The sequence below is a fragment of the Pseudomonas sp. OG7 genome, assembly GCF_014192825.1.
GTDB lineage: Bacteria > Pseudomonadota > Gammaproteobacteria > Pseudomonadales > Pseudomonadaceae > Aquipseudomonas > Aquipseudomonas monteilii.
This window is the reverse complement of the sequence record NZ_JACHYK010000007.1, coordinates 264,141-287,902: the sequence shown is the minus strand read 5'-3', so window position 1 is coordinate 287,902 and position 23,762 is coordinate 264,141. Positions and strand designations below refer to the sequence as shown.

Here is a 23,762-nt window from a genome sequence, read left to right as displayed (position 1 = left end):
AAGGCCAGAATGAAACGCTACGAACGCTTTGCCGACGACATTGCCGAACTGATCCGCTCCGGGGTACTGGGCCCCGGCCAGCGCGTGCCCTCGGTGCGCTACGCCAGCCAGACCCACGGGGTCAGCCCTTCTACCGTTTTCCAGGCCTATTACCTGCTGGAGCGGCGCGGGCTGATCCGCGCCCGGCCGCGCTCGGGGTATTTTGTCAACGCCCACGCCCCACGCCAGTTCAGCGAACCTCAAGCGCTGCAGCCGGTCAGCGAGTCTACCGATGTCGACGTCAGCGCCTTGGTGTTTTCGATCCTCGACTCGATCAAGGACCCCAACACCATACCGTTCGGTTCGGCCTTCCCCAGCCCCGAACTGTTCCCGCTGCAACGCCTGTCGCGCTCGCTGGCCAGCGCCAGCCGCAGCATGGACCCGCGCATGGTGGTCACCGACCTGTCGCCCGGCAACCCGCAACTACGCCGGCAGATTGCCCTGCGCTACATGGTTGGCGGGCTGATGCTGCCCATGGAAGAACTGCTGATCACCAACGGCGCACTGGAGGCCCTGAACCTGTGCCTGCAGGCAGTGACTCAGCCCGGCGACCTGGTAGCCATCGAGGCCCCGGCCTTCTATGCCTGCCTGCAGGTACTGGAGCGGCTCAAGCTCAAGGCGGTGGAAATCCCGGTGCACCCGCGCGAAGGCATGGACCTGGGCGTGCTGGCACAAACCCTGGAGAAGCACCCGGTCAAGGCCGTGTGGTGCATGACCAACTTCCAGAACCCGGTGGGCGCCAGCATGCCGGAAGCCAAGAAACAGGCCCTGGTGGAGTTGCTGGCGCGCCATGAGGTGCCGTTGATCGAAGACGACGTGTACGCCGAGCTGTACTACTCGCAACAGGCGCCCAAACCGGCCAAGGCCTTCGACACCCAGGGCCTGGTGATGCACTGCGGCTCGTTCGCCAAAAGCCTGGCACCGGGCTACCGCATCGGCTGGGTCGCGGCCGGGCGCTTTGCGCAGAAGATCGAACGGCTGAAACTGATGACCTCGCTGTGTGCCTCGATGCCGGCCCAGGCGGCAATTGCCGACTACCTGCAGCACGGCGGCTACGACCGCCACCTGCGCAAGCTGCGTTACGCGCTGGAAGGCCAGCAGGCCAACATGCTGGCGGCCATCGCTCGCCACTTTCCGGCGCAGACGCGGGTCAGCCAGCCTTCCGGTGGCTACTTCCTGTGGCTGGAACTGCCCGAACAAATGGACGCCCTCAAGCTGTTCCATATGGCCTTGGCGCAAGGCATCAGCATCGCCCCCGGGCCGATTTTCTCGCCCACCCGGCGCTTCGGCAATTGCATCCGCCTGAACTACGGAAGCCCTTGGCATGACGGCGCCGAACGGGCCATGGAAACCCTCGGGCGGATCATCCGCTCCTTCTGACCATCGAGCACCCGGCGGCCGAACGACGGCTGCCGGGCATCGCCCGCCAACTGTACTGACCCGCTATTCGCATGCAGATGAACACGCTAAAGTCAGAGCCTCCCCTTTTGTCGGACGTCGGCATGCCCTCCCGCGACCTGCGCTCACTGCGCCAACACGTCGAAGCCCTTCAGCGGCAGAACGCGCAACTGGAATCCCAGCTTGCCAGCCTCCAGGACCACGATCAGAACTTCTACCGTTCGTTGTTCGACACCATGGACGAAGGCTTCTGCATCATCGAGTTCTTCGACGGCCCGCACGGCCCGCTCAGTGATTACGTGCATGTACTGGCCAACGCGGCCTACGCCAAGCACGCCGGCATCCCCAACGTGGTCGGGCAAAAGCTGCGCGAGATGGTGCCCGATGAAGCCGATGACTGGGTAGCCCGCTATGGCGCAGTGCTGCGCACTGGCGAGCCCCTGCATTTCGAGCAGGAACTGGTCGCTACCGGCCGTGTGCTGTCCGTTACCACCTTCCGCGTGGAGCCTGCCGAGAAACGCCAGGTAGCGGTGTTGTTCAAGGACGTTACCGAACGCCGTCGGGCAGAGCAGGCCCTGCAACGCCTGAACGAAGAATTGGAGCAACGGGTAAGCGCTGCACTGGCAGAGCGACGACTGTTCGCCGAGCTGGTCGACCACAGCGTGGTCAATGTGCATGTGGTCGACAAAGACATGCGTTGGCTGGCCATCAATCGCCAGGCGAAACATGACTTTCAACGGTTGTTCGGGCGTACGCCTGAAACTGGCGATTACTTGCCAGACCTGATCGACGATGAGCCAAACGTTCGGACATTGAGCTTGTCCATGTGGCAGCGTGCCTTGGCAGGCGAGCAATTCGTCGAGATCGGGACATTCGGCAAGGCGCCCGAGCAATACCATTACGAACTGCGTTTCAATGCCTTGCGCGACCAGGATGGCGAAATACAAGGCGCTTTTCTGTTCGCCTATGACATCAGCGAGCGCGTACAGGAGCAGAAGCGCCTGGCCAAAGCCGAGGAAGCCCTGCGCCAGGCGCAGAAGATGGAAGCCGTGGGCCAGCTCAGTGGTGGCATCGCCCACGATTTCAACAACCTGCTGGGCGGTATTCTGGGCGCGCAAGAGCTGATGCGCCAACGCCTGAACCAGTCACGCTTCGACGCCATCGAGCCATTGCTGGAGCTCTCCAGCGGCTCGGCTCAACGGGCTTCTTCGCTGGTGCACCGTTTGCTGGCGTTCTCACGCCAGCAGACCCTGCAGCCCTGCTCAACGCAAGTGGCAACATTGGTGGCTGGCATGGAAGAGCTGTTACGCCGCACCATTGGCCCGGCCATCACCCTGAGCAGCCGGTTTGCCTGCGAGCTATGGCCAACGTTCATCGACCCACCCCAACTGGAAAGCGCCCTGCTCAACGTGTGCATCAACGCGCGCGACGCCATGCCAGGGGGCGGCGTTATCGATATCGTCGGCGACAACCTGCTGCTTGACGCGGTACAGGCCCAGGCGCTGGAACTGCCCGCCGGCGAATACGTGCGGCTGAGCATCATCGACAACGGCAAGGGCATGTCGGCGGAGGTGGCCAAGCGTGCCGTAGACCCCTTCTTCACCACCAAGCCCATGGGCCAGGGCACTGGCCTGGGTTTGTCGATGACTTACGGGTTCGTGCGCCAATCGGGTGGGCAACTGCGCGTACTTTCGACGCTGGGTGAAGGCACGCGCATCGAGCTGCTTTTGCCCCGCCACTATGAGCAACCCAAGCCGCCTGCCCCCAAACCGCAGCGCAAGGTACTGGAAAAAGAGAGTGCAGTGGCGCGGCGTATCCTGTTGATCGAAGATCAGACGGCCTTGCGCCTGGTGGTTTGCGAAGTGCTGGAAGAGCTGGGTTACCGGGTTGATGCATTCGAGGACGGCCCAACTGCCTTGGCCTACCTGCAAAACGGCGAACGGCCAGACCTGTTACTGAGCGATATCGGCTTGCCCGGCGGCCTGAATGGCCGCCAGGTGGCTGAGCGCTGCCGCGAGCGCTACCCGGACCTCAAGGTGCTGTTCATCACCGGCTACGATGAAAGCGCGGCGCTCAGTGACGGCCAGTTGCTACAAGGCACGCTGGTGCTGACCAAGCCGTTTGAACTGGAGGTGCTGGCCGAGCGGGTCCGCACCCTGCTTGAGGATTGACGGGCGCGCTCAGCGCCCGCCACCCAGGTCGATGAAGCTGCCCGTGGAGTAGGATGCCTTGTCAGACAGCAACCAGAGAATGGCTTCGGCCACTTCTTCAGGGCGCCCGCCCCGGCCCATGGGCAAGCCGGGTTTCAGCTTGCTGACGCGGTCCGGATCACCGGACAGCGCATGGAAGCCGGTGTGAATGTAGCCCGGGCGAACGCCATTGACCCGCACGCCCTCGCCAGCCACCTCTTTGGACAGACCAATGGTGAAGGTATCGAGTGCGCCCTTGGAGGCGGCATAGTCGACATATTCGTTGGGCGAACCCAGGCGTGCAGCCACCGATGACACGTTGACGATGGCCCCGCCCTGCCCGCCATGCCGACGTGCCATGCGCAGCAGGGCGTGCTTGGCGCAGAGCATGGGGCCGACGACATTGGTTTTCATGACCTTGAGCAGGCGAAACTCGGACATATTTTCCACCCGGCTTTGCTGGCCGATGGTGCCGGCGTTGTTGACCAATGCGGTGACCGGGCCGAGTTCATCATCAACGCGCTGGAACAGCTGGATGATTTCATCCTCGACGCTGACGTCGGCGCGCACGGCAATGGCCTCGGCGCCCAAGGCGCGGACCTGGCCCAGGATATCTTCGGCGGCCTGCTCGTCGGTGTGGTAGTTGATGCAGATGCGGTAGCCCTGACGGGCGGCCAGCAACGCCGTGGCGGCGCCGATGCCACGGCTGCCGCCGGTGATGACGATGACTTTTTCCATGGATCTGCCATTCGTTCCGGGGAGGGAGAGCCGACAATAGGCGAAATAGCTGTGCGTGGGAATGACCAAGGTCAGGTCAACCCACTCCTATGTTCGCAGCCGTCTTCGGCACCAAGCACTAGAAAGCGAAGCCCTGCCCCAACTCGCTCTCCATCCACTCCAGAAACCGCCGCACTCGCGGGAAGCTGGAATGAGCCCTTGGGAAAACGAGATGGTGCGCTGCCACAGGGACTCGCAACGCATCGGGTGCGACTTCGACCAGCGCGCCAGAGAGAAGATACTTGTGAGCGAGAATTGAACTTTCGAGCGCGAAACCAAGGCCGTGGCTCGCGGCCTCCAAGGTCATGTAAGAGCGGTCAAAACTCAATGCATAAGGTTTCTCAGGGCGCTCCAACCCATGTTGAGCGAACCATTGCGGCCATTTGAGCAGGGTGGCCTCAGACAGAATAAGGTCTTGGCTCAGCAGGTCGCGTGGATGTGAGACAGCACGCTTGGCAAGCAGGCCCGGTGACGCCAGAACAGTGAACGTCTCATCGCGTATCGTGCGGACTTCATAACTTGGCCAGTTCGGTGTGCCGTGGCGGATATCAACATCAATCTTGTCCCGGCTGAAGTGCAAGGACTCGTACGAACAGGAGAGGTTGATCTGGATATCAGGATGCGCCAGTCGAAACGCCTCCAGCCTCGGCATGATCCACAAAAGACCAAAACTGGGTGACGAGTGCAGCCGCAGGCAATCAAGGCTGACGTCGCTCGCTGCACGCTCGGTGGCAATTGCCAGGCTATGGAGCACACCCGAAATTTCTTTCAAGTACTGCTCGCCTACCGGTGTAAGCCTCACACCGCGAGCCTCTCGAATGAACAACTGGCGACCGATCATTCCCTCTAGATTGGCGAGTTGATGGCTGACAGCTGAAGGCGTCAAGTCGAGTGTCTCGGCAGCGCGCGCTACATTGCCGAAACGTGCGGTCTGTTCAAAGCACTGAATTGCCCTCAACGGTGGAATGACGGGTATCGCATCGGCAGTGACTTTCATGCATCGGCTTCCGCTGTAGATATTGACCTTGCTTGGAAGACGCATTCAATCATTGGCCATCGCGCAATGCGAGCCATGAATTTTCTTCAGCAACGAGTGATTTTTACCTTATTGCTCGGCCTGCACCTGAAGAACAAGCTGCGCCTATCGATTCAGGTGAATCGAACCCATAAAAATAATCAGAGGTTTCACTCATGCTTCTTCAAGGAAAAGTCGCCATCATCACAGGCGCAGCATCGGCACGTGGTATCGGACGAGCCACTGCCACCACGTTCGCACAACAGGGTGCCCGCGTGGTTATCCTGGACCTGGATGAATCCGCCGCTCGCGACGCTGCCGCCGCGCTTGGCGAAGGGCATCTGGGGCTCGCTGCCAACGTCGCCGACGAAGCTCAAGTGCAGCATGCCGTAGCGCAAATCATTGAGCACTTCGGCCGTATCGACGTGCTGGTCAACAACGCAGGCATCACTCAACCGTTGAAGATTCTGGACATCAAGCACAGCGACTATGACAAAGTGCTGGACGTAAGCCTGCGCGGCACATTGCTGATGTCGCAGGCAGTGATCCCGCACATGCGCCAACAGCAATCCGGCAGCATCATTTGCATGTCGTCGGTATCGGCGCAGCGCGGCGGTGGCATCTTCGGTGGCCCACACTACAGCGCAGCGAAAGCCGGCGTGCTGGGGCTGGGTAAAGCCATGGCCCGTGAGCTGGGCCCTGACAACGTGCGGGTAAACTCGATTGCACCCGGCCTGATCCACACCGACATCACAGGCGGCCTGATGCAGGACGAGCGCCGCCACGCGATCATCGATGGCATCCCGCTGGGTCGCCTGGGTGAAGCACAGGACGTTGCCAACGCTGCGCTGTTTCTGGCCAGCGACCTGTCCTCCTACCTGACAGGCATTACCCTGGATGTGAACGGCGGCATGTTGATCCACTGATGACCGGCCGGATGTAGTTGCGCTGGCCTGTCGGCTGGCGCTGTTCTGAATCGACGTTACAGCCGTTAGCTGTCAATAAAAACAAGAGATCAGACCATCATGACAACCCTGTCTCTGGAGGCGGTCGTCAGCGTCCGCGCCAACGCGTATCGCAAAACTGCCTGGCGATTGATGCCGTTCCTGATGCTGTGCTACCTGTGTGCTTATCTGGACCGCGTCAACGTTGGCTTCGCCAAGCTGCAAATGATGAACGACCTGTCATTGAGCGAGGCCGTCTACGGCCTTGGTGCGGGCATGTTCTTCCTGGGTTATTTTCTCTGCGAGGTGCCCAGCAACCTGATCCTGCATCGGGTTGGCGCTCGGCGTTGGATCGCTCGTATCATGATTTCCTGGGGCATCATCTCTGCCCTGTTCGCCTTCGTCGAAACGGCCTGGCAGTTCTATGCGTTGCGCTTTTTGCTCGGCATTGCCGAAGCGGGCTTGGCACCAGGGCTGTTGCTGTACCTGACCTACTGGTTTCCCTCCTACCGCCGCGCAAGAATGACGGTGCTGTGGTTCGTGGCGATCCCCCTGTCGGGCATGGTTGGGGGGCCGATCTCCGGCTGGATCATGAACAGCTTTGCAGGCTTCCATGGCTGGGCCGGCTGGCAGTGGATGTTCGTTCTCGAAGCCATTCCGACTGTCATCGTTGGCCTGTTGGTGCTGGCCTATCTGAAGGACGGCGTGCATCAGGCAACCTGGCTCACGGATGATGAAAAGGCGCTGGTCAACAAAGAGTTGGCCGAAGACAACAGCTGCAAGGTCACCCACGCCTCACCTCGTGAGTTCATCCGGGATCGCCGCTTGTGGCTGCTGGCGTGCATCTACTTCTGTGTCGTGATGGGCCAGTACGCTATCACCTTCTGGCTGCCGACACTGGTGCGCAACGCAGGCGTATCCGACCCCTTGCACATCGGCCTTCTGACCAGCCTGCCGTACATCTGTGCAATTGCTGCCATGTTGCTCATGGGCCGCAGTGGCGACAAACACCGCGAGCGCCGCTGGCACCTCGTCGTACCGATGATCGCCGGTGCAATCGGCCTGACGCTGGCAACACTGATGGGCGGCAACCTGTTGCTTTCGATACTGAGCCTGTGCCTGGCGGCTTCAGGCGTGCTGTCGGCTTCCTCGCTGTTCTGGATGCTGCCCACCACGCTGCTGGGCGGCGTGTCGGCGGCGGCCGGTATTGCCGGAATCAACAGCTTCGCCAACCTCGCCGGGTTCTGCTCGCCTTACCTGATCGGCTGGATTACGACCACAACCGGGTCCAGTGCCATCGGCATGTACCTCATCACCGCCGTACTGCTGGTAGGTGCCTGCCTGGTGTTGCGCATCCCTGCCGCTTCGGTCAATCGCTGAGTTAATTGGAGTTTCCCGAATGACTGCTCAACCCTCACCCACCACACTGGCGGCGCTGACAGAGCGCGCCTACAACATTCGTCACCATGCCCTGCGCATGGGCCAGGTTCAGGGCCAGGGCTATGTCGGCCAGGCGCTAGGCGCGGCCGATCTGCTTGCGGTGTCTTACTTTCACGCACTGCGCTACCAGCCTCATAACCCGGAATGGGAACAGCGTGATCGCTTCTATCTATCCATTGGTCACTACGCGATAGCCTTGTACGCGGCGTTGATCGAAGCCGAAGTTATCCCGCTCGAAGAGCTGGAAACCTACGGCTCCGACGACAGCCGCTTGCCGATGTCGGGCATGGCGGCCTACACACCGGGAATGGAAATCACCGGCGGCTCTTTGGGCCACGGGCTGGGCATCGCGGTCGGCGCTTGCCTGGGCCTCAAGCGCAAGAAGTCGGATTCATTCGTCTACAACCTGTTGTCCGACGGAGAGTTGAACGAGGGTTCGACCTGGGAGGCAGCGATGTCGGCCTCGCACTGGAAGCTCGACAACCTGATCGCAATCATCGACGTCAACAACCAACAGGCTGACGGCCACTCAAGCGAAGTACTGGCTTTTGAACCCATCGTGGATCGCTGGCAGGCCTTCGGCTGGTTCACGCAGCGTGTAGACGGCAATGATCTGCAAGCGCTGGTCACCGCATTCGACGCTGCCCGACAACACCAAGGGGAGCAACCAAGAGTGATCATCTGCGACACCAAGATGGGCAAGGGCGTGGACTTCCTGGAGGGTCGCGAGAAAACTCACTTCATCCGCGTTGATGAACACGAATGGGATCTGGCGCTTGAAAACCTTCAGCTCGGGAGCAGCAAATGAGTAGTGTAAATAACCCGGCAACGGGCAAAAAACGTTTGACCACTTCGGCGATGATTGCCTCGATCGCTTCTGAAGGTCAGACGACACGCCCTGCGCCGTTTGGGCATGCACTGGCGACACTGGCCGAGCAACGTCAGGACATCGTCGGGCTGTCTGCAGACCTCTCGAAGTACACAGACCTGCACATCTTCGCCAAGGCCCACCCGGATCGTTTCTATCAGATGGGCATGGCCGAACAGTTGCTGATGAGCGCAGCTGCCGGTATGGCCCGGGAAGGCTTCACGCCGTTCGCGACCACCTATGCGGTATTCGCCTCACGCCGCGCGTACGACTTCATCTGCATGGCGATTGCAGAGGAAAACCTCAACGTCAAGATCGTATGCGGCCTGCCAGGGCTGACTACCGGCTACGGCCCGAGCCACCAGGCGACGGACGACCTTGCGATCTTCCGCGCCATGCCAAATCTGATGATCGTAGACCCCTGCGATGCGCTGGAAATCGAACAAGCCGTTCCAGCGATTGCAGCGCACCAAGGGCCAGTGTACATGCGCCTGCTCCGGGGCAATGTGCCAGTAGTGCTTGACGAATACGGCTACAAGTTTGAAATCGGCAAAGCCAAGAACCTGCGCACGGGCAACGATGTACTGATCATTTCCACAGGCCTGATGACCATGCGCGCCCTCGAAGCTGCCGAGAAACTGAAGGCGGATGGTGTCGACGTTGCGGTGCTGCACGTACCGACCGTCAAGCCGCTGGACGAGCAAACGATTCTGGCTGAAGCGCGCAAACCCGGACGCCTGGTGGTCACGGCAGAAAACGCTTCGATCATTGGCGGCTTGGGTGAAGCTGTGGCCGGGTTGTTGATGCGCAATAGCGTAACGCCGACATTCCGCCAGATCGCGCTGCCAGATGCCTTCCTGGATGCCGGCGCTTTGCCGACTTTGCACGACCGCTATGGCATCTCAACGCAAGCCGTCAGCGCTCAAATCAAGGCTTGGCTTTAAAAGTAGGCCTGACACGGCCACAGCACTGGGGGTAACCCAGGGTTGTGGCCGTGATACTGCGGCTTCAATGCCCTGCCGAAGCCGGTCCCGCCTTGGCGATGAACGGTGGCTTGGCAAACCACACCAGCAAGATCAACCCGGCAAACACCCAGGTCATCAAGGTGAAGTAATCCACCGTCGACATCATGTACGCCTGCCCGTTGAGTATCTGCTCCAGCTGCGCATAGCTTTGCGGGTTGGCCCCGCCCAACTGCTCAAGCGTATGACGCGTTGCCGGGTCGAACTGGCTGATATTCTCGCTCAGGTAAGCATGGTGCTGATCCGCCCGACGAATCCAGATCCAGGTCGTCAACGACGCGGCAAAACTCCCCCCCAGCGTACGCAGGAAGGTCGCCAGCCCCGACCCGTCAGCGATCTGGTGCGGCGGCAGATCAGACAGCAGGATGCTCAAGGTCGGCATGAAGAACAGCGCCACACCAATACCCATGAACAACTGCACCAGGGCCACATGCTGGAAGTCCACCTCACTGGTGAAGCCCGCACGCATATAGCAGCTGGTACCGATCGCCAGGAACGCCAGCCCCGCCAGCACCCGCAGGTCGAACCGGTGCGCATACTTGCCCACGAACGGCGACATGATCACCGGCAGCAAGCCGATTGGCGCCACCGCCAGGCCCGCCCAGGTCGCGGTGTAGCCCATCTGCGTCTGCAACCATTGCGGCAGGATCAGGTTGATGCCGAAGAACCCCGCATACCCCCCGACCAGCACAAGGGTGCCAACCCGGAAGTTGCGGTGCACGAACAGGCGCAAGTTCACCACAGGGTGGCGGTCGGTCAGTTCCCAGATCACGAACACGGCCAGAAACACCACCGAAATCAGGCTGCCGACGATGATGAACGAAGACTCGAACCAATCCAGGTCATTGCCTTTGTCCAACACCACCTGCAACGCGCCGACACCGATGATCAACGTGAGCAAACCGATGTAATCCATCGGCTGGCGGCTGGTGACCACAGGCCACGAACGCATCTGCTGACGCACGACGGCGGCGGCGAACAGGCCGATGGGCACGTTGATGAAGAAGATCCATGGCCAACTGTAGCTGTCGGTAATCCAGCCCCCCAGAATCGGCCCGGCAATCGGCGCCACCACCGTGACCATCGCCAGCAGCGCCAACGCCATCCCCCGCTTGGCCGGGGGGTACACGGCAATCAGCAAAGTCTGGGTCATCGGGTACAACGGCCCGGCAACCACCCCTTGCAACACGCGAAAGCCGACCAGCTCCGGCATCGACTGGGCGATACCGCACAGGAACGAGGCCAGCACGAACAGCAGCGTGGCCCAGATGAACAGTTTCACTTCACCAAACCGCCGGCTCAGCCAGCCGGTCAGCGGCAAGGCGATGGCGTTGCTCACCGCGAACGACGTGATGACCCAGGTGCCCTGCTCGTAACTCACCCCCAGGTTGCCGGAAATGGTCGGCAACGCCACGTTGGCGATGGTGGTGTCGAGCACCTGCATGAACGTCGCCAGCGACAGGCCGATGGTGGTCAGCAGCAGGCTCGGCGGCGTGAACTGGGCAGCGGCGTTGTTGCTCATCGCTGGGCCGTCTTGCCGGTTGCGCTGTTTTCGTGAATCAGCCGGGCAATCAGGTCGTCTGCCTCGACCAGTTGGCGGTCGTACACCTGGGTGGTGTAGCTGGCCTGCTGCGGCGGCTGCTGGGCCAGGGCCGGGCCACTCTGGTCGTGCAGGTCGACTTCCACCACCGTGGACAGGCCGATGCGCAACGGGTGGTCCTTGAGCTGGTCAGGACTGAGGTGAATACGCACCGGCACCCGCTGCACGATCTTGATCCAGTTGCCAGTGGCGTTTTGTGCAGGCAACAGCGCGAATGCGCTACCGGTACCGGCCCCCAGGCTGTCCACCGTGCCGCTGTACTTGACCTCGCTGCCGTACAGGTCGGCGCTGATCTGCACCGGCTGGCCGATGCGCATGTCACGCAGCTGGGTTTCCTTGAAGTTGGCATCGATCCACACCTGGTCCAGCGGGATCACCGCCATGGTCGCAGTGCCCGGTTGCAGGCGCTGGCCCAATTGCACGGTGCGCTTGGCAACGTAGCCGGTTACCGGTGCCACCAAGGTGGTACGGGCATGATCGAGGTAGGCCTGACGCAGGTCGGCAGCAGCAGCCATCACCTCGGGATGCGAAGACACCACGGTGTCATCGACCAGCGCGCTGCTGGTGCTGAGTTGCTGGCGGGCACTGTTGACAGCAGCCTGTGCCACACTCAGGTCGTCGCGGGCATGAGACAGCTCTTCTGCGGCAATGGCACCGCTGTCGGCGAGCACCTTGCGCCGGTTGAAGTCCTGCTGTGCCTTGCGCAATTCGGCCTGGCGGGTTTCCAGCTGAGCCTTGAGCGAGTCGACGTTGCTGTACAGCCCGCGTACCTGCCGCACACTGCGCGCCAGCTTGGCCTCGGCGGACTGCAAGGCCACCTCGCTGTCGGCCGGGTCGAATTGCAGCAACACCTGGCCGGCGTGGACCAGGTCGCCGTCATCGGCACCAATGCTGGTGACGGTGCCGGTGACCAGCGGGGTGATCTCCACCACGTTGCCGTTGACGTAGGCATCGTCGGTGCTTTCGTGCCAGCGCCCGACCAGGCTGTACCAGGCCCAGGTGCCGATACCGGTAAGGATCAGCAACAACACCAGGCCAAGCAGCCAGGCCTTGCGCTTGCGCGACGGCTCGGGCGCGGCGGAGGGAGTCGGGGTGTCTGCGGGAGTGGCCATGACAATACCTTGAATAATTCGTGACAGGGTTCAACGGTCGCCAAAACGGCGGATCGTCAACGGGTCGCCAGCACTGAGCAGCACCTTGGCCAGCAGGCCTTCCAGGGCCTTGAGCTCGTCAGGTGCCAGCACGCCGCACAACTCGTTCATGGCGGCGGCGCCAATTTCCGGCAGGCGGTCGGCCAGGCGCTGGCCGTCGGCGGTGAGCGCCAGGCGCACCTGGCGGCGGTCGTCGGCGCAGCGGTTGCGCACGATCAGGTCCTTCTGTTCGAGGCGGTCGAGCATGCGGGTCATCGAACCGCTGTCCAGGCCTAGGTAGCGGCAAAGCTCGGCCGGGGTGTCTACCTGGTACTGGGTGACGATGATCAGCACCTTGAACTGCGCGGCGGTGACGCCCTCTGATTCAAGGTGCCAGTCGAGAATGCGATCCTTCAGGATCGCTGCGCGGCCGAGCAACATGCCGATGGCGCAGGTCTGGAAGTTTTCGGGGGAAAAATGGGCCATCGGGGGATTGCTCGGGTAATTGTGTGAAAATATTACTGCCTAGGCAGTGAATGTCAAAGCCTTGATTAGGTAGCTATGCAAAATTTCATATTTCTGGCTGAAATGCCGCTTCTGTTGGGGGGCGCCAAGGCGGCTAGCGCGCTCGCAAGCCCAATGCCTCCACAGCCCCGCAGGCAATCGCCATACCCACCAGTTCTGCCAGGCTGCCCGCCTGCAAACGCTTCATCACCCGCCCCCGGTACAGGTCCACGGTCTTTACGCTGATGCCCAGTTGCTCGGCAATCTCTCGGTTGTTCAACCCCTGGGCCAGCGGCACGAACACATCACGCTCACGCGGCGTCAGGCCGTCGATACGCACCTGCACCTGAGCCAATGCCTGATCGCCCTGCCGCGCACGCGTGGCATGCTCCAGCGCGGCCTGCACGCTGTCGAGCAGCAACTGGTCGTTGTAAGGCTTTTCGATGAAGTCGCAGGCGCCAGCCTTGAACGCGCGCACCACGATCGGCACATCGGCATGGCCACTGACGAAGATCACCGGCAGCGCCAGGCCGCGCTCGCGCATCGCCTGCTGTACCGCAAGCCCGCCCAGCCCCGGCATGCGCACATCCAGCAGCACACAGGCAGGCCCATCGTCGACGCAGGCATCGAGAAATGCCTGCCCACTGGCAAACGGCAACGCCTGCAAACCCACCGACTCCAGCAGCCACACCGTCGAGTCGCGCATCCCTTGGTCGTCATCGACCACATACACCTTCGCTTGCACCCTCAACTCCCCCTTATCCCCTGCTGACCGCCAGGCGGCAGCACAATACCAGACCGCCGTTGTCACCCGCCCGCGCCCACAGGCTGCCACCAAAGCCTTCGATCAGGCTGCGGCTCATGCTCAAACCCAGTCCCAGGCCGTCGGCCTTGCTGGTGGTGAACGGCGTGAATATTTCGTCCAGGCGCTCGGGGTCCACACCCGGGCCCTGGTCAGCCACCTCCACCAGCACGCCGTCGCCATCACGCACAGCGCCGAGCAGGATACGTGACGGCCGCTCGCCCTGCTGCTCGCGGTTGGCATCGATGGCATTGCGCAACAGGTTGAGCAGGACCTGTTCCAGCAACACCCGGTCGGCGTACACCAAGGGCAGTTGCGTACTCATGCGCAGCTCCACCGTCACTTGGTCGCGCGCGGCCTCCCAAGCGCACAAGCGCATGGCCTCCTCGGCGACCTCGGTCACGTCCAGCGCCTGCAGGTTTCGTGGCCCCTTGCGCAGGAAAGCGCGCAAGCGGCGGATCACTTCAGCGGCGTGGGTGGCCTGTTCGCTGATGCGTTGCAACCCCTGCCCTACACGCTCACGGGCCTGCGGGTCGCGCTCGATGCTCGACAGGTAGCGCAAGCTGGCGTTGGCGTAATTGACCACCGCAGCCAACGGCTGATTGATCTCGTGGGCAATGCCCGAGGCCAGTTCGCCGAGGGTGGCCAGCCGGGCACTGTGCGCCAGGCTTTCCTGGGCTTCGATGCGCAAGGTGATGTCGCGGGACACGCTGACCACCTCCACCACCGTGCCGGTGTAGGTTTCGCGGATGGCCCGGCTGGCGATTTCGAACCAACGGTAACCGCCCGCAGCCTGGCGTACCCGGCAGGTCATGGTGTGGTAGCCATCCTGGTCCAGCGCCGCTGCCGCCTGGCGCAGCACCTGGCGCCGCTCGCGTGGGTGCAGCAGGCTGTGCACGGGCATGCCGCGTAGTTGCTCGGGCCACAACCCGAGCAGGCGGAATGCGGCCGGAGAAGCATCGAGAAAGCGGCCATCGGGGCTGTGCCGGGAGATCAGGTCGGTGGTGTTCTCGATGATCAGCCGATACAAGCGCCGTGCGCGGCTGGCCTCTCGCGCCCCCTGGCGCTCTTCGCTGGCGTCACGGCAGCGCCCTAGCACCTGCTGCCCCTGGTCATCAGGAATGAACGTCCACAGCACGATGCGCTCACCCACCTGCACCTCGACATCGGCAATCGCCCGATGCTGGCGCAGGCAGGCACGTACCAGCGCGGCGCAGTTGGCCGGCAGCCAGCTGGCCAACCCCGGGCCTGCATCTACCCAGGCTTGCAGCGCGGGGTTGAGCGCCAGCGGCCTGGCGTCATCGGCCAGCAGCAGGCTGGGTTGAGGGTCCTTGGCGAGCAAGGGATAAGCGGTCTTGTCCACGGTAGGCGGCTCGTTGTTATAGTAGTTTTACTATATTGCTATAGTCGATATTCCTACTACCATAGCGGTTCGCGTAAAACTGCGACAGAGGAAGGCGGCCTACCGTACGCCTCCCCGCACCCTGAACAGAGCTAACAATCAGCCACCGGGGGCCAAGCGCACAGGCTGCGCATGCCTCCCTTACAGGATTACCGCATGTCGATCTATGCCCAGGGCCTGATGCCCGCTGCCGTCAACCATGTCGCCCTCACCCCGCTGAGTTTCATCGAACGCACCGCTGCGGTATACGGCCAGTATCCAGCCGTGATTCACGGCGCCATCCGCCGTAACTGGCAAGACACCTACCAACGCTGCCGCCGCCTGGCCAGTGCCCTGGTGGGCCGCGGCATCGGCCGTGGCGACACCGTGGCAGTGATGCTGCCCAACACCCCGGCCATGCTCGAAGCCCACTTTGGCGTGCCCATGACCGGTGCCGTGCTCAATACCCTGAACGTACGCCTGGACGCCGAGGCCATCGCCTTCATGCTGCAACACGGCGAGGCCAAGGTGCTGATTACCGACCGCGAGTTCCATGCGGTGATTGAAGCCGCCCTGGCGCTGCTCGAACATCCGCCATTGGTAGTGGACGTGGATGACCCCGAGTACGGTGAAGGCCGTGCGGTCAGCGAACTGGACTACGAGGCCCTGCTCGCCGAGGGCGACCCGGAATATGCCTGGGAGTGGCCGGATGACGAGTGGCAGGCCATTTCGCTCAACTACACCTCCGGCACCACCGGCAACCCAAAGGGCGTGGTCTACCATCACCGCGGCGCCTACCTGAACGCCTTGGGTAACCAGATGACCTGGGCCATGGGGCATCGCCCGGTGTACCTGTGGACCTTGCCGATGTTCCACTGCAACGGCTGGTGCTACCCCTGGACCATCACCGCCCTGGCCGGCACGCATGTTTTCCTGCGCCGGGTCGACCCGCAGAAGATTCTTAACCTTATCCGCGAACACCGGGTCAGCCACCTGTGCGGCGCACCGATCGTGCTCAACGCCTTGGTCAACATGCCGGAAGCCGCCAAGGCCGCCATCGAGCACCCGGTACAGGCCATGGTGGCCGGCGCCGCACCACCGGCCAAGGTGATCGGTGCCGTGGAAGAAATGGGTATCCAGGTCACCCACACCTACGGCCTGACCGAAGTCTACGGCCCGGTGACCGTGTGTGCCTGGCATGACGCGTGGGACGAACTGACGCTGGAAGAACGCGCGCGCATCAAGTCACGCCAAGGTGTGCGTTACCCGACCCTCGACGGCCTGATGGTCGCCGACCCGCAAACCCTCGAGCCGGTGCCGCGCGATGGCAACACGCTGGGCGAGATTTTCATGCGCGGCAACACGGTGATGAAGGGCTACCTGAAAAACCCCGAGGCCACCGCCGAAGCCTTCCGTGGCGGCTGGTTCCACACCGGCGACCTGGCCGTGTGGCATGCGGACGGTTATGTGGAGATCAAGGACCGGCTCAAGGACATCATCATTTCCGGTGGCGAGAACATTTCCACCATCGAGGTCGAGGACGCCCTGTACAAACACCCGGCGGTGCTCGAGGCCGCCGTGGTGGCGCGCCCGGATGAAAAATGGGGAGAAACCCCATGCGCCTTCGTAGCCCTGAAGCCTGGCAGGGAAGACACCCGCGAAGCCGACATCACCAGCTGGTGCCGCGAGCACCTGGCCGGGTTCAAGGTGCCCAAGACCGTGGTGTTTGGCGAGCTGCCCAAAACCTCCACCGGCAAGATCCAGAAGTACGTGCTGCGCGACCGGGCCAAAGCCCTCTGATCCCGTAGCGGCCTATTCGCGGGCATGCCCGCGAAGAGGCCGCACCTGATTTCTCCCCTTCAAGAGCCAACGATGACTACCTATTCAGCCCCACTGCGCGACATGCGCTTCGTCCTGCATGACGTATTCAACGCCCCGGCCCTGTGGGCCCGCCTGCCCGCCCTGGCCGAGCGCATCGACGCCGACACCGCCGACGCCATCCTCGAAGAAGCCGCCAAAGTCACCGGCCAGCTGATCGCTCCGCTCAGCCGCAACGGCGACGAACAAGGCGTGCACTTCGAAGCAGGCCAGGTCACCACACCAGACGGTTTCCGCGAAGCCTGGCACACCTACCGCGAAGGCGGCTGGGTCGGCTTGGGCGGCAACCCGGCGTATGGCGGCATGGGCATGCCGAAAATGCTGGGCGTGCTGTTCGAAGAAATGCTCTACGCCGCCGATTGCAGCTTCAGCCTGTATTCGGCCTTGAGTGCTGGCAGCTGCCTGGCCATCGATGCCCACGCCAGCGAAACGCTCAAGGCCACTTACTTGCCGCCCCTGTACGAAGGCCGCTGGGCGGGCACCATGTGCCTCACCGAACCCCATGCCGGCACCGATCTGGGGCTGATCCGCACGCGTGCCGAACCCCAGGCCGATGGCAGCTATCACATCAGTGGCAGCAAGATTTTCATTACCGGTGGCGAGCAGGACCTGACCGAGAACATCGTCCACCTGGTCCTGGCCAAGCTGCCGGATGCACCTGCTGGCGCCAAAGGCATCTCGCTGTTTCTGGTGCCCAAGTACCTGGTCGAGGCCGACGGCAGCCTGGGCGCACGCAACGCCGCCCATTGCGGCTCGATCGAGCACAAGATGGGCATCAAGGCATCGGCCACCTGTGTGATGAACTTCGATGGCGCCATCGGTTACCTGGTGGGCGAGCCGAACAAGGGCCTGGCAGCCATGTTCACCATGATGAACTACGAGCGCCTGTCCATCGGTATCCAGGGCATCGGCTGCGCCGAAGCCTCTTACCAAAGCGCCGCCCGTTACGCCAACGAGCGCCTGCAAAGCCGCGCCGCCAGCGGCCCGCAGGCGCAGGACAAGGCGGCCGATCCCATCATCCACCACGGCGATGTCCGGCGCATGCTGCTGACCATGCGCACCCTCACCGAAGGTGGCCGGGCGTTTGCCGCCTACGTGGGCCAGCAGCTGGACCTGGCCCGTTACGCTGAAGACACCGGCGAACGCGAACATGCCCAGCGCCTGGTGGCACTGTTGACGCCAGTGGCCAAGGCGTTCTTCACCGACAACGGTCTGGAAAGCTGCGTGCTTGGCCAGCAGGTGTATGGCGGCCATGGTTATATCCGCGAGTGGGGGCAAGAGCAGCGGGTGCGTGACGTGCGCATTGCGCAGATTTATGAGGGTACCAACGGTATTCAGGCCCTGGACCTGCTCGGCCGCAAGGTACTGGCCGACGGCGGCCAGGCGCTGGCCAGCTTTGCCGCCGAAGTGCGGAGTTTCAGCGTGGATGCCCCATTGCACCGCGAAGCCCTGCAGGCAAGCCTGGCGCGGTTGGAGGCGACCAGTGGGTGGCTGCGGGCACGTGTCGGCGAGGATGCCAATCTGGTCAGCTCGGTGGCGGTAGAGTACCTGCAGCTGTTCGGGCTGACGGCATATGCCTACATGTGGGCGCGGATGGCCGCGGCGGCGTTGGCCAGGCAGGACGAGGACGCTGACTTTTACGGTGCCAAGCTGGCGTGTGCGGCGTTCTTCTTCCAACGTATTTTGCCGCGCGGGTTGGGGCTTGAGGCCAGTATTCGGGCCGGTAGTGACAGCCTTTATGGGCTGGAGGCGGCGCAATTCTGATAGGACGTTGGGGGCGCTTTGCGCCCCTTGTGTCGCGATGGGCTGCGCAGCAGCCCCAAGGATCTCAGCCTGCATTTACTTGCGCGAAGGGTTCTCAAACGCTGAAAAACCGTTGCAAATCCGACGAAAAAACGGCACAACTGATAGTCATTCGCCATTACATCGGTTCTCGGGAGCCCTCTGGCAAGGGTAGAATGCGCAAAACCCGGAGCCGCAATGAACCACGACCGCCTCAATCCCAGCCCAGACGATGCCATCACCGACGCTGCCGCGCATTGGTGCATGCGCCTGCACGCCGAAGACTGCACGGCTGGCGAGCGCGAGGCTTTTGCCCGCTGGCTGGCGGCAGATCCGCGGCATGCCGAGGAATACGAGGCAATGCTGGAAATCTGGCAAACCGCCGACCTGTTGCCACGCACCGCCACTGTCGTCGAGTTCAACCCGCCAGCCCCACATGCCGCGCGTTCACGCAGCTGGCGCCCGCTGGCGTCTGCCGCAGCCATCGCCCTGGCGGTACTGCCGCTGGCCGGTTGGGTGGGCTGGGAACAAGGTTGGCTGCCCAACCACTACCAGCACTTCGAAGCCAGTGACCGCATGCAGACCGTGGAGCTGAGCGACGGCAGCACGGTGCAGCTCAACCTCAATACCGAGCTCACCTACCTCAACTACAAGGACCAGCGCCAGGTCACGCTCAAGCGCGGCGAGGCATTCTTCAAGGTTCAGCACGACAGCAACCACCCGTTCATCGTGCACGCCGGTCGCGGCCAGACACGGGTCACCGGCACCCAGTTCAACGTGTGGAAGTACCAGGACCAGGTCAAGGTCACGCTGGTGGAAGGCTCGGTACTGGTGTCCAGCGATGGCAGCACCGGCGGCTATCGCCTTGGGCCTGGCATGCAGGCCAGCTACCACCAGGGCGATTTCGAGCCCCAACTGGAGCAGAGCGACGACTACGGCAACAGCCTGGCCTGGCGCAGCGGCAAGCTGGTGCTCGACAACCTGAGCCTGGAACAGGCGCTGCCGGTGATCAACCGCTACCTCGACGCGCCGCTGCTGCTGGCCGATGCCAGCACCGGTCGCATCCGCATCAGCGGCATTTACAACACCCGTGAAGTGGGCCGCCTGGTCAACAACCTGCCCAAGGTGCTGCCGGTCTACCTGACCCGCAGCAAGGACGGCAGCACCGTGCTCAACCGCATCTCGCCGCCGCCCGACAAGGGCTGACGCCCTCCCCGCCTTACAAGGTCATCGCAGCCAACCAGCCGAACGCCAGCAACGGCAGGTTGTAGTGGATGAAGGTCGGCACCACGGTGTCCCAGATATGGTGATGCTGGCCGTCGACGTTCAGGCCCGAGGTTGGGCCCAGGGTCGAGTCCGAAGCCGGCGAGCCCGCATCTCCCAAGGCACCGGCAGTACCAACGATGCACACCGTGGCTACCGGGTCGAAGCCCAGTTGCACGCACAGCGGCACGAAGATCGCGGCCAGGATCGGCACAGTGGAGAACGACGAGCCGATACCCATGGTCACCAGCAGGCCCACCAGCAGCATCAGCAAGGCGCCGATGCCTTTGCTGTGGTCGATCCACTGGGCCGAGGTTTCCACCAGGCTTTTAACCTCACCGGTAGCCTTCATCACATCGGCAAACCCCGAGGCGGCAATCATGATGAAGCCGATCATGGCCATCATCTTCATACCCTCGGTGAACAGGTCATCGGTGTCCTTCCATTTGACGATGCCCGACAGCGAGAAAATCAGGAAGCCGACCATGGCCCCGATGATCATCGAATCCAGCAACAACTGGACGATGAACGCTGCGGCAATTGCCAGCCCGGCCACCAGCAGTGTCAGCGGGTTGTACTGCACGCTCACCTGTTCCACCTGCTCGATGCGGGCCAGGTCGTAGTCACGCTTCTTTCGGTAGCTGATGAAGACCGCCAGCAACAGGCCTGCGAGCATGCCTGCCGCCGGGATGGCCATGGCCTGGGTCACATTGACGCCACTCACATCGACACCGGCATGGGCAACGTTGGCCAGCAGGATTTCGTTGAGGAAGATGTTGCCAAACCCCACCGGCAGGAACATGTACGGGGTAATCAGACCGAAGGTGATGACGCAGGCGATCAGCCGACGGTCGATGCGCAAACGGGTCAGCACATACAAAAGCGGCGGCACCAGCAGCGGGATGAAGGCAATGTGGATGGGCAGGATATTCTGCGACGACACCGCCACCACCAGCATCAGGCCAATCATCAGCCATTTGACCTTGCCGCCATTGGCGTGGCCCTGGCGATCGATCATGGCCAGTGCACGGTCAGCCAAGGCATGGGCCAGGCCGGACTTGGCGATGGCCACGGCAAAAGCGCCCAACAGTGCATAGGACAAGGCCACCGTGGCACCCCCGCCCAGGCCGCCGTTGAAGGCCTTGAGCGTGCCTTCGACGCCCAGGCCGCCCACCAGCCCACCGACCAGGGCGCCAATGATCAGGGCGATGACCACGTGCACGCGGGACAGGCTGAGTATCAGCATGATGCCGACCGCGGCGATCACTGCATTCATGGTTGGCTTACCTCATTACGACAGAAAAAAGCGCGAACTCTGAAGCAGTGGGCGGCAGATGTCAAAAGCGCCATGTTGCGGCGCATTAGCAACTCCTAAAGGATCACGCTCCCACAGGGGGTCGCAAGCGACCTCAACAATTAAATTGAACGTTTGAATAAAGAAAAAACGGCGCCCGCCGACACAGTCGCTAGCCACACTCTTATTACAAGGGATCCGACCCCATGCCTTTGCGACAACTTTCCATCCAGTGGAAAATCACCCTGCTCGCCGGTCTCTGCCTGGCCGGCATCGTCACCTTGCTCGTTGGCCTGTCGCTGTACCGCATGGACCACAGCTCGGACCTGGTCAAGGCCAGCAGCATGCAGATGCTGACCGAGGCGGCGCAATCGCGCATCGAGTCGCAGGGTGAGGTGCAAGCCCTGAATATCCGCCGCCAGTTCATGGACGCCTACCAGTACGGTGCCGGCTTCGCCCGCCAGGTGCTGTTCCTGCGTGAGCAGGCGGAAAAACGCTATCTAGATGCCTTCGACCTGCGCGAGGACATGACCCGCCAAGTGCGCGCCGCGCTGCAGGCCAACCCCGACCTGCTTGGCCTCTCGCTGGTGTTCGAACCCAACGCACTGGACAACAAGGACAGCCTGTTTGCCGGCAAGGCGGAGCTGGGCAGCAACGAAACCGGGCGTTTTGCCCTGTACTGGTCGCAACCGCGCGCCGGCCAGCTGACCGCCATGGCGCTGCCCGAGCATGACATGGCCAACACCGAGATCGGCCCCAGCGGCCAGCCGGCCAACACCTGGTGGGTGTGCCCGCGCACCACCGGCAAGGTGTGCGTCGTGGAGCCTTACTTTTACGACATCAATGGCCAGCAGGTGCTGATGACCAGCATCGTCTTCCCGCTGGCGGTCAACGGCAAGATCATTGCCACCCTGTCCATCGACATCAACCTCAACAGCCTCCAGGCCCTCAGCCAGGACGCCAGCCGCAGCCTGTACGAAGGCCGCACCACGGTCGGCATCCTCAGCCCGGTCGGCCTGCTGGCCGGCTACAGCGCCGATGCCAGCAAGCTGGCCCAGCGCTTCGATCAGGTGGACCCGACCAACGGCGCCGAACTGGTGCGCAAGCTGGCCGATGGCAAGATGACCATCCTGCACGACCAACAGCGCCTGAAAGTGCTGGCCGCGTTCCGACCGATCCCCGACGCCCAACCTTGGGGCGTGCTGCTGGATGTACCGGAAAACGCCCTGACAGGGCCAGCCGAAAAACTGAAGCAGGAACTGGACACGCTGAATACCAGCGGCACCTTGCTTGAGCTGGGCCTGGGTTTGGCTGCAGCCATTGCCGGCCTGCTGATGGTGTGGCTGATGGCCCGTGGCGTTACCCGGCCCATCCTTGGCGTGGCCGCCATGCTCAAGGACATTGCCAGTGGTGAGGGCGACCTGACCCGGCGCCTGGCCTACCAGAAACAGGACGAACTGGGCGAACTGGCCGGCTGGTTCAACCGCTTCCTCGACAAGCTGCAGCCGACCATCGCCGAGGTCAAACGCTCGGTGCAGGCCGCCCGAGGTACCGCCGACCAGTCCTCGGCCATTGCCAGTGAAACCAGCGCCGGCATGGAACAGCAGTACCGCCAGGTCGACCAGGTGGCCACCGCCTCGCACGAAATGAGCGCCACCGCCCAGGACGTGGCCCGCAGCGCGGCCCAGGCCGCGCAGGCTGCCCGTGATGCCGACCAGGCCACCCGTGAAGGCCTGGCGGTGATCGACCACACCACCACCAGCATCGATGCCCTGGCCGCCAACATGAGCGACGCCATGGCCGAGGTCCAGGGCCTGGCGCAAAACAGCGAGAAGATCGGCTCGGTGCTGGAGGTGATCCGCTCGATTGCCGAGCAGACCAACCTGCTGGCCCTCAACGCGGCCATCGAGGCTGCCCGCGCCGGTGAAGCCGGCCGTGGCTTTGCCGTGGTGGCCGATGAAGTGCGCAACCTGGCCCGGCGTACCCAGGAGTCGGTGGAAGAAACCCGCCAGGTGATCGAAGCCTTGCAGGCAGGCACCCGCGAAGTGGTCGACGCCATGGACAACAGCCATCGCCAGGCCCAGGGCGGCGTCGAGCAGGTTGGCCAGGCCGTGACGGCATTGCAGCGTATCGGCCAGGCGGTGACCGTGATTACCGACATGAACCTGCAGATCGCCTCGGCCGCCGAAGAGCAAAGCGCGGTGGCTGAAGAAATCAACAGCAATGTGGCGACGATCCGCGACGTCACGGAGTCGCTGTCGGGCCAGGCCAACGAGTCGGCGCGGGTCAGCCAGTCGCTGAACAGCCTGGCCAACCAGCAGCAGGCGCTGATGGACCAGTTCCGCGTCTGAGGCAGATAGGGCCGCCTCGTGCGGCCCTGAATACCGCTCAAACCTCGTCGTCTACACTTGCCTGCACCCAAGGCGCGGCAAACGA

Annotated in this window: 18 protein-coding genes and 1 pseudogene; 11 read left to right on the top strand and 8 right to left on the bottom strand. The window is 62.7% G+C overall.

Translation table 11 applies throughout. The annotated features are described in order from the left end of the window. Positions 1-9 precede the first annotated feature (9 nt). Together mapR and FHW75_RS18820 are read left to right on the top strand one after the other, a co-directional pair. Positions 10-1,419, top strand: coding sequence for a GntR family transcriptional regulator MpaR (gene mapR, locus FHW75_RS18825; protein ID WP_016713897.1), 1,410 nt, complete (start codon positions 10-12; stop codon positions 1,417-1,419). 122 nt (positions 1,420-1,541) lie between these two features. Beyond that, the gene (locus FHW75_RS18820) at positions 1,542-3,608 is read left to right on the top strand and encodes a PAS domain-containing sensor histidine kinase (protein WP_183674226.1); all 2,067 of its coding nucleotides are present in this window, start codon (positions 1,542-1,544) and stop codon (positions 3,606-3,608) included. Between the two features lie 9 nt (positions 3,609-3,617). Here FHW75_RS18820 and FHW75_RS18815 read toward each other — a convergent pair whose 3' ends face one another. Both FHW75_RS18815 and FHW75_RS18810 read right to left on the bottom strand, forming a co-directional pair. Further along, positions 3,618-4,364 (bottom strand): SDR family oxidoreductase, encoded by a 747-nt coding sequence (locus tag FHW75_RS18815; RefSeq protein WP_183674223.1) that lies wholly within the window; start codon positions 4,362-4,364, stop codon positions 3,618-3,620. 118 nt (positions 4,365-4,482) lie between these two features. Further along, positions 4,483-5,400 (bottom strand): LysR substrate-binding domain-containing protein, encoded by a 918-nt coding sequence (locus FHW75_RS18810; protein ID WP_016713894.1) that lies wholly within the window; start codon positions 5,398-5,400, stop codon positions 4,483-4,485. A 194-nt stretch (positions 5,401-5,594) separates the two neighbouring features. On the opposite strand from FHW75_RS18810, the gene FHW75_RS18805 reads away from it, so the two are divergent. The 4 genes from FHW75_RS18805 to FHW75_RS18790 all read left to right on the top strand — a co-directional run bounded on the left by FHW75_RS18805 (position 5,595) and on the right by FHW75_RS18790 (position 9,614). Then, complete coding sequence (locus FHW75_RS18805; RefSeq protein ID WP_016713893.1) at positions 5,595-6,344, top strand: SDR family NAD(P)-dependent oxidoreductase; 750 nt, start codon at positions 5,595-5,597, stop codon at positions 6,342-6,344. Positions 6,345-6,443: 99 nt separating this feature from the next. Continuing rightward, complete coding sequence (locus FHW75_RS18800) at positions 6,444-7,742, top strand: MFS transporter (RefSeq protein WP_016713892.1); 1,299 nt, start codon at positions 6,444-6,446, stop codon at positions 7,740-7,742. Between the two features lie 19 nt (positions 7,743-7,761). Next, complete coding sequence (locus FHW75_RS18795) at positions 7,762-8,610, top strand: transketolase (RefSeq protein WP_016713891.1); 849 nt, start codon at positions 7,762-7,764, stop codon at positions 8,608-8,610. Next, on the top strand, positions 8,607-9,614 hold the full coding sequence (locus FHW75_RS18790) for a transketolase family protein (protein WP_016713890.1): 1,008 nt from the start codon (positions 8,607-8,609) through the stop codon (positions 9,612-9,614). Before FHW75_RS18795 ends, FHW75_RS18790 begins: the two co-directional genes overlap by 4 nt. A gap of 64 nt (positions 9,615-9,678) precedes the next feature. Here FHW75_RS18790 and FHW75_RS18785 read toward each other — a convergent pair whose 3' ends face one another. From FHW75_RS18785 to FHW75_RS18765, 5 genes are all read right to left on the bottom strand, one after another. Then, positions 9,679-11,214 carry a DHA2 family efflux MFS transporter permease subunit gene (locus FHW75_RS18785; protein WP_183674220.1) on the bottom strand — a complete coding sequence of 512 codons (1,536 nt, stop codon included), beginning with the start codon at positions 11,212-11,214 and terminating at the stop codon, positions 9,679-9,681. Beyond that, the gene (locus FHW75_RS18780; protein ID WP_025752571.1) at positions 11,211-12,404 is read right to left on the bottom strand and encodes an HlyD family efflux transporter periplasmic adaptor subunit; all 1,194 of its coding nucleotides are present in this window, start codon (positions 12,402-12,404) and stop codon (positions 11,211-11,213) included. Before FHW75_RS18780 ends, FHW75_RS18785 begins: the two co-directional genes overlap by 4 nt. 30 nt (positions 12,405-12,434) lie before the next feature. After that, positions 12,435-12,908, bottom strand: coding sequence for a MarR family winged helix-turn-helix transcriptional regulator (locus tag FHW75_RS18775; protein WP_016713887.1), 474 nt, complete (start codon positions 12,906-12,908; stop codon positions 12,435-12,437). A gap of 133 nt (positions 12,909-13,041) precedes the next feature. Continuing rightward, complete coding sequence (locus FHW75_RS18770) at positions 13,042-13,671, bottom strand: response regulator transcription factor (protein ID WP_019096661.1); 630 nt, start codon at positions 13,669-13,671, stop codon at positions 13,042-13,044. 13 nt (positions 13,672-13,684) lie between these two features. Then, positions 13,685-15,091, bottom strand: a complete 1,407-nt coding sequence (locus FHW75_RS18765; protein ID WP_019096662.1) for a sensor histidine kinase — start codon at positions 15,089-15,091, stop codon at positions 13,685-13,687. Between the two features lie 195 nt (positions 15,092-15,286). Between FHW75_RS18765 and FHW75_RS18760 the strand changes: the two genes are divergently transcribed. From FHW75_RS18760 to FHW75_RS18750, 3 genes are all read left to right on the top strand, one after another. Next, entirely contained in the window at positions 15,287-16,909 is a 1,623-nt protein-coding gene (locus tag FHW75_RS18760; RefSeq protein ID WP_019096663.1) for an acyl-CoA synthetase, read from the top strand. A 72-nt stretch (positions 16,910-16,981) separates the two neighbouring features. Continuing rightward, entirely contained in the window at positions 16,982-18,751 is a 1,770-nt protein-coding gene (locus FHW75_RS18755; protein ID WP_019096664.1) for an acyl-CoA dehydrogenase C-terminal domain-containing protein, read from the top strand. Positions 18,752-18,967: 216 nt separating this feature from the next. Continuing rightward, the gene (locus FHW75_RS18750; RefSeq protein ID WP_025752573.1) at positions 18,968-19,975 is read left to right on the top strand and encodes a FecR family protein; all 1,008 of its coding nucleotides are present in this window, start codon (positions 18,968-18,970) and stop codon (positions 19,973-19,975) included. 13 nt (positions 19,976-19,988) lie between these two features. Here the strand turns inward: FHW75_RS18750 and FHW75_RS18745 are convergent, their stop codons facing one another. Further along, positions 19,989-21,308 (bottom strand): Na+/H+ antiporter family protein, encoded by a 1,320-nt coding sequence (locus FHW75_RS18745; RefSeq protein ID WP_183674217.1) that lies wholly within the window; start codon positions 21,306-21,308, stop codon positions 19,989-19,991. A 224-nt stretch (positions 21,309-21,532) separates the two neighbouring features. On the opposite strand from FHW75_RS18745, the pseudogene FHW75_RS27245 reads away from it, so the two are divergent. Further along, positions 21,533-22,819, top strand: a pseudogene (locus tag FHW75_RS27245) (HAMP domain-containing protein); the annotation flags it as partial. Positions 22,820-22,921: 102 nt separating this feature from the next. Then, on the top strand, positions 22,922-23,677 hold the full coding sequence (locus tag FHW75_RS27240) for a methyl-accepting chemotaxis protein (RefSeq protein ID WP_371104846.1): 756 nt from the start codon (positions 22,922-22,924) through the stop codon (positions 23,675-23,677). Positions 23,678-23,762: the final 85 nt, after the last annotated feature.